Annotated in this window: 11 protein-coding genes; 2 read left to right on the top strand and 9 right to left on the bottom strand. The window is 67.4% G+C overall.

Annotation, left to right across the window (positions count from 1 at the left end; translation table 11 throughout):
• Positions 1-49: 49 nt before the first annotated feature.
• Positions 50-379: a hypothetical protein gene (locus IMX13_RS15230; RefSeq protein WP_053515479.1), complete on the bottom strand. Its 330-nt coding sequence runs from the start codon at positions 377-379 to the stop codon at positions 50-52.
• Positions 380-600: 221 nt separating this feature from the next.
• Here IMX13_RS15230 and IMX13_RS15225 point away from each other — a divergent pair, with 221 nt between their 5' ends.
• Together IMX13_RS15225 and IMX13_RS15220 are read left to right on the top strand one after the other, a co-directional pair.
• Positions 601-1,377, top strand: coding sequence for a HipA family kinase (locus tag IMX13_RS15225; protein ID WP_053515477.1), 777 nt, complete (start codon positions 601-603; stop codon positions 1,375-1,377).
• Positions 1,355-1,747, top strand: coding sequence for a DUF3037 domain-containing protein (locus IMX13_RS15220; protein WP_065176040.1), 393 nt, complete (start codon positions 1,355-1,357; stop codon positions 1,745-1,747). Before IMX13_RS15225 ends, IMX13_RS15220 begins: the two co-directional genes overlap by 23 nt.
• A gap of 15 nt (positions 1,748-1,762) precedes the next feature.
• Here the strand turns inward: IMX13_RS15220 and IMX13_RS15215 are convergent, their stop codons facing one another.
• The 8 genes from IMX13_RS15215 to ligA form a co-directional block, all read right to left on the bottom strand.
• A complete protein-coding gene (locus IMX13_RS15215; protein WP_227255466.1) occupies positions 1,763-2,233 on the bottom strand; it encodes a transposase in 471 nt (156 codons plus the stop codon).
• Positions 2,234-2,345: 112 nt separating this feature from the next.
• Positions 2,346-4,871, bottom strand: coding sequence for a membrane-bound PQQ-dependent dehydrogenase, glucose/quinate/shikimate family (locus IMX13_RS15210; RefSeq protein WP_193396656.1), 2,526 nt, complete (start codon positions 4,869-4,871; stop codon positions 2,346-2,348).
• Between the two features lie 132 nt (positions 4,872-5,003).
• On the bottom strand, positions 5,004-7,718 hold the full coding sequence (gyrA, locus tag IMX13_RS15205; RefSeq protein WP_065182897.1) for a DNA gyrase subunit A: 2,715 nt from the start codon (positions 7,716-7,718) through the stop codon (positions 5,004-5,006).
• A 247-nt stretch (positions 7,719-7,965) separates the two neighbouring features.
• Positions 7,966-9,030 carry an S-methyl-5-thioribose-1-phosphate isomerase gene (mtnA, locus tag IMX13_RS15200; RefSeq protein WP_065176042.1) on the bottom strand — a complete coding sequence of 355 codons (1,065 nt, stop codon included), beginning with the start codon at positions 9,028-9,030 and terminating at the stop codon, positions 7,966-7,968.
• A 47-nt stretch (positions 9,031-9,077) separates the two neighbouring features.
• Complete coding sequence (locus tag IMX13_RS15195; protein WP_080375199.1) at positions 9,078-9,806, bottom strand: DUF3011 domain-containing protein; 729 nt, start codon at positions 9,804-9,806, stop codon at positions 9,078-9,080.
• A 139-nt stretch (positions 9,807-9,945) separates the two neighbouring features.
• The gene (epmA, locus tag IMX13_RS15190) at positions 9,946-10,902 is read right to left on the bottom strand and encodes an EF-P lysine aminoacylase EpmA (protein ID WP_065176043.1); all 957 of its coding nucleotides are present in this window, start codon (positions 10,900-10,902) and stop codon (positions 9,946-9,948) included.
• Complete coding sequence (locus tag IMX13_RS15185; RefSeq protein ID WP_193396655.1) at positions 10,899-11,384, bottom strand: GNAT family N-acetyltransferase; 486 nt, start codon at positions 11,382-11,384, stop codon at positions 10,899-10,901. Before IMX13_RS15185 ends, epmA begins: the two co-directional genes overlap by 4 nt.
• Before the next feature lie 52 nt (positions 11,385-11,436).
• Complete coding sequence (gene ligA, locus IMX13_RS15180) at positions 11,437-13,908, bottom strand: NAD-dependent DNA ligase LigA (RefSeq protein WP_193396698.1); 2,472 nt, start codon at positions 13,906-13,908, stop codon at positions 11,437-11,439.
• Positions 13,909-14,023: the final 115 nt, after the last annotated feature.

The raw sequence follows: 14,023 nt of genomic DNA, 5'->3' as shown, positions 1-14,023 counted from the left end.
TGGGCCGGATGGGCTAGTCACCGGATAAGGCAAAGCGCAGGCCGGGTCACTACTGCCTGGCGTGCAGGTCCCAGGTGGCCAGATAGTCCGGGTCCACCACGATCATCCCGGTGGAGCGCATGCAGTACTCGCCCGGCTGGGCTGGCAGGTACTGGTCGAGCATGGGCGGCAGGTAGCGCTCGTGCCCATCGTTTTCGTCGGCAAGCACCACGCCTTCGAACGCGCTGATGCGCAGCACCGTGCCGGCATACTGCTCCAGCCCTTGAACCTGCCCGTCACCGCCGTAACGGGTGACGCCCACCAGCACTACCTTGCCGATCATTTCTTCGGCCTTGGCATCATCCAGAGGCGGCAGTGCCGCATTCAGTTGGTCGCTCATCCCTGTACCTCCGCATCTGGTGGAGACATCGTGGAGCAGGATCCGCGCGGCGTTTCCGCGAACGCCATGGACAGCATGTTGCCCGCGCCGTCCGGAGGATCGTGTGAAGCGCGGCACATTGCGCAGCGTGCATTCAGCATTGCCTGCGTTGCGTCGGCATGCGCGGCGTGTGCTCTGCGGCGCATGCAATGCAGCACCGTGTGCCACGCTAGAATGCGTGCATGCGCACCGTGAATGCTCTTCGTTACATTACGCCCCTGCGGGAGGGCGGCTCCCTGCCGGCCGTGGTCGAGACCGACGACGACGGCATGGCCGTACTCAAGTTCCGGGGTGCGGGCCAGGGGCCCAAGGCCCTGATCGCCGAACTGATCGCAGGTGAAATGGCCCGTACCCTGGGCCTGCCGATTCCCGAACTGCTGTTCGTTGAACTGGACAGCGAGTTCGCGCGTACCGAACCGGATCCGGAGATCCAGGAACTGATCCGCGCCAGCGAGGGCCTGAACCTGGGCCTGGATTACCTGCCCGGCGCGATCAACTACGACCCGGCGGCCATGCCGGTGGACGCCGACCTGGCGTCGCGCATCGTCTGGTTCGATGCATTCACCAGCAATGTCGATCGCACCACGCGCAACCCGAACCTGATGGTGTGGCACCGCCAGCTGTACCTGATCGACCACGGTGCAGCGATGTATTTCCACCACGACTGGGCCAACGCCGGCGATGCGTGCGAAAGGCCGTTCGTGCTGATCCGCGACCACGTGCTGCTGTCGTTCGCCAGCCGCATCGCCGAGGTGGATGCCGAGCTGGCGGCTCGCCTGACCGATGCCGAGATCGAGCGGATCGTCGGCCTCGTGCCAGACAGCTGGCTGGTCAACGAGCCAGCGTTCGACAGCCCTCAGGCCTACCGCCAGGGCTACATCGACTATCTCAAGCATCGCCTGAAGGTGCGTGCGGTGTTCGTGCAGGAGGCCATCCGTGCCCACGCTGCACACGTATGACTATGCGGTCATCCGCGTTGTACCGCGGGTGGAGCGCGAGGAATTCATCAACGTCGGGGTGATCGTGTCCTGTCCCGGTGCGCGTCATCTGGAAGCGGCCATCGAGATCGACCCGGCACGCCTGCAGGCGTTCGCACCGGCGCTGGACCAGCAGGCGCTGCAACCGTGGCTGGATGCCATCGTGGCCATCTGCCGCGGCGATGCCACCGCCGGCCCCATCGCGCAGCTTCCGGCACGCGCACGCTTCCATTTCCTCACCGCCAAACGCAGCTCGATCGTGCAGATGTCCAGCACGCATGTGGGCCGCACAGCCAACCCGGCGGGTGTGGTCGAACACTTGATGACGAGGATGGTACGGGTGCCGCAGTAACACGGCAGCCCGCCACTACCGCGCAATCGCGGCGTCCTGCAGCGGCCAGCGACACCAGCCATGGGGATACTCGCCCATCTGCCTGGCCAGCCCCGCACTGACCGGGTAAGCCAGCACCTGCCGGGCCCGCACAGGCAACGAAGCATCATTGTCGATCACCTGATCGAAATAGCCGGCCTGCCAGACCGCTCCGTTGCGGCCACGATGGCGGTTGATCAGGAAGCTGCTGCGCGCCTTGAAGCGCTGTACGCAGTATCCGGGTGGATGGCCACGCAGCTGCGCCAGCCATCGCACGTGGTCGGGCATGACAAGCCAGGCCAGCGAGGTGGTCAGCCCCTCGCGGTCCATCGCAGCCAACAGCTGCATCGCGACATCCGCATGCGCCGCGTTCTCGAACAGGCGCTGCCGATTGCAGCAGGTCACGGTGAGCAGATGGACATTGCCCATGATGGGCTCGCGGCTGACAGGGTTCGACAGGCTGGGCATGCGCAACAGCGTGCCCGCCGGCACACCGCTACTGCATCGGTGGACACCACGTCATCGGGTGGGAAATGGCCGCTTCCGGGAATCGGCGGACAGGCCCCGCCGCGAACGATGCTCAATGTTCGGGCAGGGCAAACGCCATCACGTAATCGCCGGGACGAGTCTCCATGAAGTGATGGCCTGCTGCGACGATCACCACGTACTGGCGTCCCCCCTGCTCGTAGATCATCGGGGTGGCCTGGCCCCCGGCAGGCAGCCTGGCATGCCACAGTTCCCGGCCCGTCTTCAGATCGATCGCGCGCAGCAGATCGTCGGTCGCGGCGGCGATGAACACCAGGCCGCTGGCAGTGATCACCGCACCGCCATTGTTGGGCGTTCCGATCTCGATCGGCAGGCCGGAGCGGATGCCGAACGGGCCGTTGCCGCGCGCGCTTCCGAACGGCCGGTCCCACAGCAGCGTGCCCGTGCGCAGATCGATCGCGCGGATGCCGCCATACGGCGGCTGTTTGCACGACAGGCCGGTCAATGGCAGCCGCCATCCTGCATTGACGTCGATGGCATACGGCGTACCCACCTGCGGGTCGCCTGCCCCTTCGCCAGCGCCGCGGTCGGCGCGGATCTGCTCACGCGGCAGCCATCCCCGTCGGTCGGCCTCGGCACGCGGTACCAGCCGGTTGTAGTTGGGCATGTCGTTGTAGTTGGCCACGATCACGCCCCGGCGGGTATCGATGGCCACGCCACCCCAGTCCGAGCCACCGTTGTAACCGGGATACTCGATGGAATGGCGATCACTGGTGGGCGGCGTGTAGAAGCCCTGGTAGTGCGCCCTGCGGAACTGGATGCGGCAGACCAGCTGATCGATCGGCGTGATGCCCCACATGTCACGCTCGGTCAGCGGCTGCTCGCGCCGCAGGGTGTGATAGAGCGAGAACAGCTGCGTTGGCGAGCGCTGCTCCGGTTCCACGCCGCCCTGCGGAACCCTGCGCTCTTCGGCAGGTGTCAGCAGCCGGCCGTTGCGCCGGTCGAGGATGTACAGGTCACCCTGCTTGGTCGGCAGCAGGATCGCGGGCACCTTGCCTGCCGCGGTCGAAAAATCGATCAGGCTGGCCTGCGAACCGAGGTCGTAGTCCCAGACATCCTTGCGTACGGCCTGGAAATGCCAGACCGGCTTGCCGGTGGCCACGTCGAGTGCCACCAGCGAGGTGGCATAGCGGTTCTGTTGCTCGCTGCGCGAGCCGCTCCAGTAGTCGCCGGCGGCATTGCCCAACGGCAGGTAGACCAGGCCCAGTTGTTCATCGCCGGTGGCGGTGGTCCACATGTTCGGCGTACCCCGGGTATAGACCTGCTCGCGGGGTGGCGGACCGGTGCGCTCGGGCCGCTCCATGTCCCACGCCCAGCGCAGCTTGCCGGTGATCGCGTCATAGGCCTGGATCACGCCGGAAGGCGCGTCTCGGCGCTGCCCGTCCAGCACCTGGTGACCGGTGACGATCACGCCGCGCACGATGGCCGGCGGCGAGGTGATCGAGACATAGCCCGGCGGCACCTCGCCCATGTCGAGGGTGATGTCGATCTGGCCGTTGTTGCCGAAATTGACGCACGGCCGACCGCTGTCGGCATCCACTGCGATGATGCGTCCGTCCAGCGTGCCTTCGATGACGCGCGCCCAGCAGGCAGGCCGCGCGCCCGCCGCCGCGCCCGGTCGAACGCTGGGAGGTGGCAGGGGCAAGGCGAGATCGGCAGCCACATCCGCCAATGCCGCATCGGCGAATACCGGCACGGCGGGCTGCTCGTAGTAGGACACCCCACGGCAGGCGGCGGTGTACGGAATGGAGGCGTCCTTCACCTTTGGATCGAACCGCCACAGCGCCTTGCCAGTGCTGGCCTCGAGGGCGATCAGGCGGTTGCGTGCCGTGCACAGGTACAGCCGGTCGCCGATCTTCAACGGCGTGGTCTCGGCACCCCAGCGCTTCTTCGGCAGGTCGCCGGTGCGGAACTGCCAGGCCAGTTGCAGGGTAGCCACGTTGGCGGGCGTGATCTGCTGCAGCGGCGAGAAGCGGGTGGCGGCGTTGCTGCGGCCCCAGGCGGGCCAGTCACCCTCGGCGGGCTGGTCGGCCGGCTGCAGGCCGGTGGTGTCGCGGGTCGGCTCCAGGCCTGCGCTGAAGGCTGCTTCCGGGAACGGCGCATGGCCGTCCACGCTGCCGTGCGGACTGAACGCCAGGGCAAACGCGCCGACGAACACCAGCAGCAACACGGCGGCGATGCTGCGCGACAGCCGTTTGGACAGCGGCGCGCGCAACGTCGGCGTCAGCAGCGCCAGAACGATGCCCAGCGCGGTGACCAGCCCCAGCCGCGGCACCCAGCGCCAGTAATCGCTGCCCGATTCCCACCCCGTCCACAGCAGCGTGCCGACGAACACCAGCGCGTACAGCAGCGCACCGCTGCGACGGTTGAGCCACAGCAGAATGCCGCTGGCCAGCAGGCCACAGCCGGCGATGAGGTAATAGGCCGAGCCCCCCAGCTGGAACAGCCATGCACCCAGCCCGCCGATCACCAGGCCCAGGATGACCAGCAGCAGCGACAGGACCGTGACCAGGGGGTGGCGGCGCACAGGCGCCGGCGCGGACTGCGGCGTGGCGGACATCGTCGATCTCCGGGAGCAGCATGCTGCCCTTATCCCACCGCCGCCGTGAAGCGCGTGCGTATTCCATGCTCCCGCATACGACGACGCCGGCACGGGGCCGGCGTCGTCGGGTACCTCGTCAGCGCGACCGGATCACTCCTGCGCGGCATCCTCGCTGCCGGTGGCAGCCGGGGCGCCTTCGGCCGTGGCCGGGGCGACCGCGGCCACCTCGTCCTCGTCCTCGTCGATCGAGGCATCCATGCGCTCCACCGCCTGCAGCTTCTCGTCCTTGGACAGGCGGATCAGGGTGACGCCCTGGGTGTTGCGGCCCACGCGGCTGATTTCCGAACCGCGCGTGCGCACCAGCGTGCCGCCATCGGAGATCAGCAGCACTTCATCGCTGGAGCCCATCAGCACCGCGGCGACCAGCTTGCCGTTGCGCTCGGTGGTCTGGATGCCGATCACGCCCTGGGTACCACGCCCCTTGCGCGGATAGTCCGGCAGCGGGGTGCGCTTGCCGTAACCATTCTCGGTGGCGGTGAGGATGTACTGCAGGTTGGCGTCGTCGGCACCGTCGATCACCGCATCGCCATTGGCGACCGCTTCCTCGATACCGTTGTCGTCCTCGTTCTCGTCCTCGGCACCACCGGCACTCTCGGCCACGATCAGGCTGACTACTTCCTCGCCGGGCGGCATCCTGATGCCGCGCACGCCGGTGGCGGTACGGCCCATCGAGCGGACCTTGTCCTCGCCGAAACGCACGGTCTTGCCGTTGGAGGCGAACAGCAGGATGTCACGCTCGCCATCGGTCAGGCCGACGCCAACCAGCGCATCGCCCTCGTCAAGGTTGATCGCGATCTTGCCGCGGGCCAGACGGAAGGCGAATTCGCCCAGCGGGGTCTTCTTGACCGTGCCGTTCTTCGTGGCGAAGAACACGAACTGGCCATCGGCGTATTCGCGCACCGGCAACACGGCCTGTACGCGCTCACCCGGTTCCAGCGGAATCCAGTTGATGATCGGCCGGCCGCGTGCGTTGGAGCCGGCTTCGGGCAGCTGGTACACCGGCAGCCAGAACACCTTGCCTGAACTGGTGAAGGTCAACAGGGTGTCGTGCGTGTTGACCAGCCACAGCTGTTCGATGAAATCCTCTTCCTTGGTCGCCGCCGCGCTGCGGCCACGGCCGCCACGACGCTGGGCGCGGTAGGCGCTGACCGGCTGGCGCTTGACGTAGCCGGCGTGCGACAGGGTGACCACCACGTCTTCCGGGGCGATCAGGTCGAGGATGTCCAGGTCTTCTTCGCTGTGGCGGATCTCGGTGCGACGCTCGTCGCCGAACTCGGCCTTGACGCTGACCAGCTCCTCGCGGATCACCTGCAGCAGGCGATCGGGATCTTCCAGGATGTGGATCAGACCGGCGATCACTTCCAGCAGCTGCTTGTACTCGTCGGTCAGGCGATCCTGCTCCAGCCCGGTCAGGCGGTGCAGGCGCATTTCCAGGATCTGGGTGGCCTGGATCTCGGTCAGCTGGTAGCCGCCCTCGATCAGGCCCACGCCCTTGGGCAGGTCCTCCGGGCGCGAGGCCTCGGCACCGGCAGCACCCAGCATGGCCCCGACCAGGCCCGGCTCCCACAGGCGGGCGAGCATGCGTTCGCGCGCCTCGTTGGGATTGGGCGAGGTCTTGATCAGCTCGATCATCTCGTCGATGTTGGCCAGCGCGACGGTCAGGCCTTCCAGCACGTGGGCACGGGCACGCGCCTTGCGCAGCTCGAACACGGTGCGGCGGGTGACCACCTCGCGACGGTGGCGGACGAATGCCTCCAGCATCTGCTTGAGGTTCATCAACTGCGGGCGGCCGTCGACCAGCGCCACCATGTTGATGCCGAACACCGATTCCATCTGCGTCTGCTGGTACAGGTTGTTCAGCACAACCTCGGCAGATTCACCGCGCTTGATCTCGATGTAGATGCGCATGCCGTCCTTGTCGGACTCATCGCGCAGCTCGCTGATGCCTTCGATCTTCTTTTCCTTGACCAGCTCGGCGATCTTCTCGATCAGACGCGCCTTGTTCACCTGGTAAGGAATTTCAGTGACGATGATCGATTCGCGGCCGTTGTCGGCCACTTCGATATCCGCCTTGGCGCGGATGCGCACGCGGCCACGGCCGGTACGGTAGCCGGCGACGATGCCGGCGGTGCCGTTGATGATGCCCGCAGTCGGGAAATCCGGGCCCGGGATGTACTCCATCAGGCCGTCGACGTCGATTTCCGGGTTGTCGATCAGCGCGATGCAGGCATTGATCGATTCGCTCAGGTTGTGCGGCGGGATGTTGGTCGCCATGCCCACCGCGATACCGGCCGAACCGTTGACCAGCAGGTTCGGGAACCGGGTCGGCATGACCGTCGGCTCCAGTTCCTTCTCGTCGTAGTTGGGCTGGAAATCGACGGTTTCCTTGTCGATGTCGGCCATCAGCTCATGCGCGAGGCGCGACATGCGCGCTTCGGTGTATCGCATCGCCGCGGCGGAGTCACCGTCGATCGAACCGAAGTTACCCTGGCCGTCGACCAGCATGTAACGCAGCGAGAACGGCTGGGCCAGGCGCACCAGCGTGTCGTACACCGACTGATCGCCATGCGGATGGTACTTACCGATGACGTCACCGACGATACGCGCCGACTTGAAGTAGGGCTTGTTGCTGTGCGCGTTGAGCTCGTTCATCGCGTACAGCACGCGGCGATGCACCGGCTTGAGGCCATCGCGCGCATCCGGGAGCGCGCGGCCCACGATCACGCTCATGGCGTAATCGAGGTAGCTCTTGCGCATCTCGTCTTCCAGGTTGACCTGGATGATTTCCTTGGCGGTTTCTGCCATTCGGGTTCCGTTGTCTGGTAGCGGTCCAGTCCGGCGCGGACACCTGCGGGGGTGACCATGCCGGAACCTCGATTCAACCTGTGGATACTACCACATCGGACCATTCCCCGCCTGTGTTTACAGGGGTTTTACCGGCACAAATCAGGAACTTAGGGGCAGGACGGGGCCCATCGGGCCACGCCCGGGGCCGGCCGCGGCGAACCCGGAAGATGCGCCCGGCTCCCGCGGCGCAGACCGACTGTGCGTCTCAACCGCCGAAGGCGGCGCGCATGTTCTCCACGGTCGGGTTCAGGATCACGCCGCGCTCGGTCACGATGGCGTCGATCAGCTCGCCCGGGGTGACATCGAACACCGGGTTCCAGGCGGCGATGCCTTCGGCCACCGTGCGCGTCCCGCCCACGCCGTACAGCTCGCCCGGATCGCGCTGTTCGATCTCGATCTGGCTGCCGTCGACGGTCTCCATGTCGACCGTCGAGGACGGCGCCACGACCATGAATTTCACGCCATGGTGGCGCGCGGCGATGGCCAGCTGGTAGGTGCCGATCTTGTTGGCGGTATCGCCATTGGCGCAGATGCGGTCGGCGCCGACGATCACCCACTGCACGGCCCCGGTCTTCATCAGGTGCGAGGCGGCCGAATCGGCGATCAGGGTGGCGTCGATGCCATCCTGCTGCAGTTCCCAGACGGTCAGGCGCGCGCCCTGCAGCCACGGCCGGGTCTCGCCGGCGAACACGCGGGCGATCCGGTGCTGGGCCATGCCGGCGCGGATCACGCCCAGCGCGGTGCCGAAGCCGGCTGTGGCCAGCGAGCCGGTATTGCAGTGGGTCAGCACGCCGCTGCCGGCATCGATCAGGCCGGCGCCGAGCGCCCCCATGTGGCGGTTGGCGGCCAGGTCTTCCTCGGCGATGGCCCGCGCTTCCGCTTCAAGCAGCGTCTTCCAGTCCGCACCGGCGCTGCCCAGGCAACGACGCATCCGCGCCAGTGCCCAGGCCAGGTTGACGGCGGTCGGGCGTGAGGCGTTCAGCCGCTGCAGCGCCGGCTCAAGCTGCTGCAGGGCGAGCGGGCCATCGGCCGCCTGCACCTCACGCGCCGCCAGCACCACGCCCCAGGCCGCCGCGATGCCGATGGCCGGGGCGCCACGTACGGTCAAGGCGTGGATGGCCGCGGCGACTTCATCGCTGTCCCGGCATACCACATGCTCGACCACGAACGGCAGCTTGCGCTGGTCCAGCAGTTGCAGGGCATCGCCGGTCCACAGGATCGGGCGGATGTGGTCGTAGCGGGCGTAATCGAGGTCGGTGGCAGTGTTCATGGGCCCATTGTAGGGCCACGCCCCCTCGCGCAGGCACCCGGCCGGATTCAATTCACCGAGAATTCGGCGCGGCAACCGCCGTCCACCCAGATGCCGTTGCGGCTCCAGCCCCAGGTGCTGCCCTCCACGCACTCGGTGCTGGACAGCTGCTGTCGCACCGCGGCACCGACGGAGATGCTGGCGCCGCAGAATCGGCGCTTCTTCGATTTGGATTCGCAGGTCAGCCGGCGCGGCACGTCGACGAAACGGCCATCCTCATCGGCCACCTCGAAATCACCCTGGCAGCCTCGGCTGGTCCACACCTCGTTGCGCTTGTAACCCCAGCCCTGCCCTTCCCGGCATGGCAGCACCGACAGCTGCCGCAGCAGGCGCACCGGCGCGCCGTCCAGACGCACCGGACAACTCTGCGGACGGCCATTGGATTCACAGCGGACCACGCGGCGCACCTTGCGCTTGCTGCCTGGCTCGGCCGCAGCCACTCCCTGCGCCGGGCGCGCCCGGAACTCGGCACGGCAGCCGAGCGTGACCCACACGCCGCTGCGGTCGGTGCCCCATTCGCTGCCACGGATACAGCTGTTGCTGGACAACTGGCGAACCAGATCGACGCCGTTGCTGACATCGATATCGCAGTGCACCCAGGCCATGTCGCGTGACTCGCAGGTGACGACTTCGCCGTCATAGCCGGCCTGCTGCGCCGATGCCGGCAACGGCGTCAGCACTCCCCACATCGCAATGGAGTAGACCGGTGCCGCCACAACCGCAAACCACTTGACCAAAGCCTTCCCCATAGGACTGGACGAACTGCCATGCCAGTGTCTGGCATCGGGAGTGATGAGAGCATCATCGTGCTTGCTGAATCAAGCGCGCGGACGCGGCAATCCGTTCAGTCTGTCTGGTTCAGAAAGCCGCGTGCGCTCAGGCGTCGGCGAAATCGAAGGCCAGCACGTCGGCGATGCGGGGCGTGCGGTTCATCGCCATCAACAGGCGATCGATGCCGACCGCAACTCCCGCACACGCAGGCATCGCGGGCAGCGCCGCCAGCAGTGCCTCGTCCAGCGCCGGCTGCACCTGCCCGCGCGCATGGCGGCGCTGCAGGTCGTGCTGGAAACGCGCCCGTTGTTCGTCGGCATCGTTCAGTTCGTGATAGCCGTTGGCCAGCTCCACGGCCCCCAGGTACAGCTCGAACCGCTCGGCCAGCGGCGGCGTACCAGGGCGGATGCGGGCCAGTGCTGCCTGGCTCGCCGGCCAGTCGTGGACAACGGTCATGACTGCGTCATCGAAATGCGGTTGGATGCGATGGGTCATCAGCAGATCCAGCCAGTCGTCGCGGGTCAGCCCGACCGGGTCGATATGCACGTCACCCAGCGCAGCGCGCAGCCCGGCCTCATCGGTCTGGAACGGATCCACGCCCACCTGCTGCTGGAACAGCTCGCGGTAGCTCAGCACACGCAGGCTGGCGCTGCGTCCGACCAGGCCCAGAGCCAGGCGGACCAGCTCCGCGGTTTCCTGCACCAGCCGGTGATGGTCCCAGCCAACCCGGTACCACTCCAGCAGGGTGAACTCCGGGTTATGGCGCCCGCCGGCCTCGCCGTTGCGGAACACCCGCCCCAGTTCGTAGCAGTCGCCGACACCGGCAGCGAGCAGCCGCTTGAGCGGGTACTCCGGCGACGTACGCAGCCAGCGACGGCGGCCGCCGGCGTCGACATGGCCGCTGAAGTCGGTATGGAAGCTGTCGATGTTGGGCTCGGTATTACCGGCCACCGACAGGATCGGTGTCTCCACCTCCAGCACGTCACGCTCTGCGAAGAAGCGGCGCACCAGCGCGTTCAGCGCGGCACGCTGCTGCAGTTTGCGCCGCAGGGCGTCGCTCACAGGATGCCCTCCTGGCGCGGGTGATCCAGCGGCAGGGTCAGCAGGTCGCGGGTGTCATCGATGTAGCCACTGGCCAGGTACAGCCGACGCGCCAGTTCGTTGTGGTGGTTCACCTCCAGGCGCAGGCGGCTGACCCCGCGTCCGCGCGCACGCTGTTCGCAGATGGCCAGCGCCTGCTTGCCCCGGCCACGGCCGCGCGCCCGCGGCCCCAGATAGAGCTCGTCAAGCAGCATGAAATGCCCGCCCTGCTCCAGGCTGAAGCCCATCGCGATCACCGCATAGCCGACCACCTGACCGGCTTCGTCCAGCCACAGCAGTACTTCGCCGTTGCGCGGATCGGCCAGCAGTGCATCGACACCGCGGCGCACGCGCACGTCGTCGAACTCGATCCTGTCCTCGGCGTAGAACGCGCGTATCAGCGAGATCAGCAGTTCCTCGTCGGCGCGGGTGGCCAGGCGGAAGTCCAGCGGGGCAGTCTGCATCGGGAATCCTTTGCTGTTTCGGGCCGGGCGCATGTCACGCCCGGCAGGGTGATCATTCGTGGTCGGCGAGGAAGGCCAGCAGACGCGCTTCGTCCCACACCGGCACTCCCAGGGCCTGCGCCTTGTCCAGCTTGGAGCCGGCTTCGGTACCCGCCACCACGAAGTGGGTCTTCTTCGACACGCTGCCGGACACCTTGGCTCCCAGCGCCTCCAGTCGCTCCTTGGCCACATCGCGGGTGAGCTGGGCCAGGGTGCCGGTCAGGACCACGGTCTGCCCGTCGAGCGGACCGGCGACGATTTCGGTCAGCGCGGGCGCCTTGGCCAGGATCTGCTGCATCGCCTCCTCGGCAGCCAGCAGCATCACGCCATGGCTGTCCGCTTCCAGCCACTGGGCAAGGCCGCGCGCGGTGTCCTCGGGCAATCCGGCATTGACGAACTGGCCATGCTCGGCATCGAGCACGGCCTGCGCGCTGGGCAGCACCGCCACCAGCTTTTCCGCGCGCAGGCGGGTGATGCCGGGGATCTCCGATTCCACCAGCAGCTGAGCCAGGTCCAGCCCCTCACGCAGCTTCGCACTGGGCGGATGCACGTCGCTGATGCGCACCTGGCCAACCTGCAGCAGATCGTCGATGGCCTGCTGGTTGCCCTGCTGCTCGAAGAAGTGACCGAGCGAACGTGCCACTTCGCCACCGATGTCCGGCACGCGCTTGAACAGTGGCCAGGGCAGCCGTCGGATCAAGGCCAGATCACCGAACCACTGCGCCAACGCCTTGGCCGTGCTTTCGCCGACATGTTCGATGCCCAGCGCGAACAACAGCCGTTCCAGCGTGGTGGCACGACTGGTGTCGATCGCGGCGATCAGGTTGTCGGCCCAGCGGGTCGCGATCTTCTTCGTGTTCCACTCGAAGCTGGCCGGCTGCGCCAGTGCGTTCGCGCGCCAGGCCACATCGTTGCCATCGAGCTTGAGCACGGCATTGAGCACGGTGCCGCTGCCTTCGGCCGGCAGGTGCGGCGCCAGGCTGGCGGCCAGCGCGGACGGATCTTCCGCGTCGAGCACCAGCTTCAGGTGCAGCAGCTGGTCGCGGGTGAGCCGGTACAGGTCCGCCACGCCCTTGACGATGCCGGCATCCACCAGGGTTTCGATGTACTTGTCACCCAGGCCATCGATATCCATCGCGCGACGTGAAGCGAAATGGGCGATGGCCTCCTTGCGCTGCGCCGGGCACGACAACTCACCGGAGCAGCGCCACGCGGCCGCGCCCTCTTCGCGCACGATCTCCGAGCCACAGACCGGGCAGCGCGTGGGCATCTGCCACGGCGTGGTGCCCGGCGGCCGGCGGTCGAGGATGACGCTGACCACTTCGGGAATCACGTCGCCGGCACGGCGCACGATCACGCTGTCACCCACCCGCACGTCCAGGCGCTCGATCTGGTCCGCATTGTGCAGGGTTGCGTTGGAGACGATCACGCCGGCCACGGCGACCGGCGCCAGGCGCGCGACCGGAGTGGCAGCGCCGGTGCGGCCGATCTGGATCTCGATCGCTTCCAGCGTGGTGCTCTGTTCCTGCGCCGGGAACTTGTGCGCGATGGCCCAGCGCGGTGCGCGCGAGACGAAACCCATCGCCTGCTGGCCAGCGCGGTCGTCCAGCTTGTAGACCACGCCATCGATGTCGAAGGGCAGGCCATCGCGGCGTGCGCCGATATCGCGGTAGTAGGCCAGCAATCCATCGGCGCCTTCCACCACCCTGCACAGATCGCTGACCGGGAAGCCCCAGGCACCCAGCTGCGCGAGCGTGCCCGAGTGGGTATCGGGCAGTTCGCCGCCCTGCACTTCTCCGGTGCCGTAGGCGAAGAAGCTGAGCTTGCGCTGTGCGCTGATCTTCGGGTCGAGCTGGCGCAGCGACCCGGCCGCCGCATTGCGCGGGTTGGCCAGTACCTTGCCGCCATGCAGCCGCGCGCGATCGTTGTAGGCTTCAAAGTCGGCACGGGCCATGTAGACCTCACCGCGCACTTCCAGCACGTCCGGCCAGCCCTTGCCGTGCAGACGCCGGGGGATGTCGCCGATCTCGCGCAGGTTGGCCGTGACGTCTTCGCCGGTCGTGCCATCGCCGCGGGTCGCACCCAGAACGAAATGTCCATCCTCGTAGCGCAGGCTGATCGCCAGCCCGTCCATCTTCGGCTCCGCCGAAAAGCGCGCGGCACCGCGTCGCAGGCGTTCGTCGATGCGGCGCACGAAGTCGGTCACCTCCTCATCGCTGAAGGCATTGGACAACGACAGCATCGGCACCGCGTGGCGGACTTCAGCGAAACGCCCGGAGGGACGCGCGCCGACCTGCTGGGTCGGGCTGTCCGCGCGGGCCAGTTCGGGGTGCGCACGTTCCAGTGCTTCCAGCTCGCGCACCAGCCGGTCGTAATCGACGTCGGGGATCTCCGGCGCATCCAGCTCGTGATAGGCGCGGTTGGCCTGGGCGATCTGCCGGCGGAGTTCATCGACGCGTTCGGCGGGGCTGGGGCTCATCGTGATCGGTGATTCTGGGGCGGCTGGGGATTCTACCGCGCCCGGCCGTCATGCCCTGTAACGTCCCCGCCCCGGCAGCGCCGGGCCCCGCTCCGCGAAAGACGGGCTTGCCGCCCTCCAC

The sequence above is a fragment of the Stenotrophomonas sp. B2 genome (assembly GCF_014947095.1).
Taxonomy (GTDB): domain Bacteria; phylum Pseudomonadota; class Gammaproteobacteria; order Xanthomonadales; family Xanthomonadaceae; genus Stenotrophomonas; species Stenotrophomonas maltophilia_P.
Note: the sequence above shows the minus strand (reverse complement) of the source record. Positions and strands in the feature narration are given on the sequence as shown.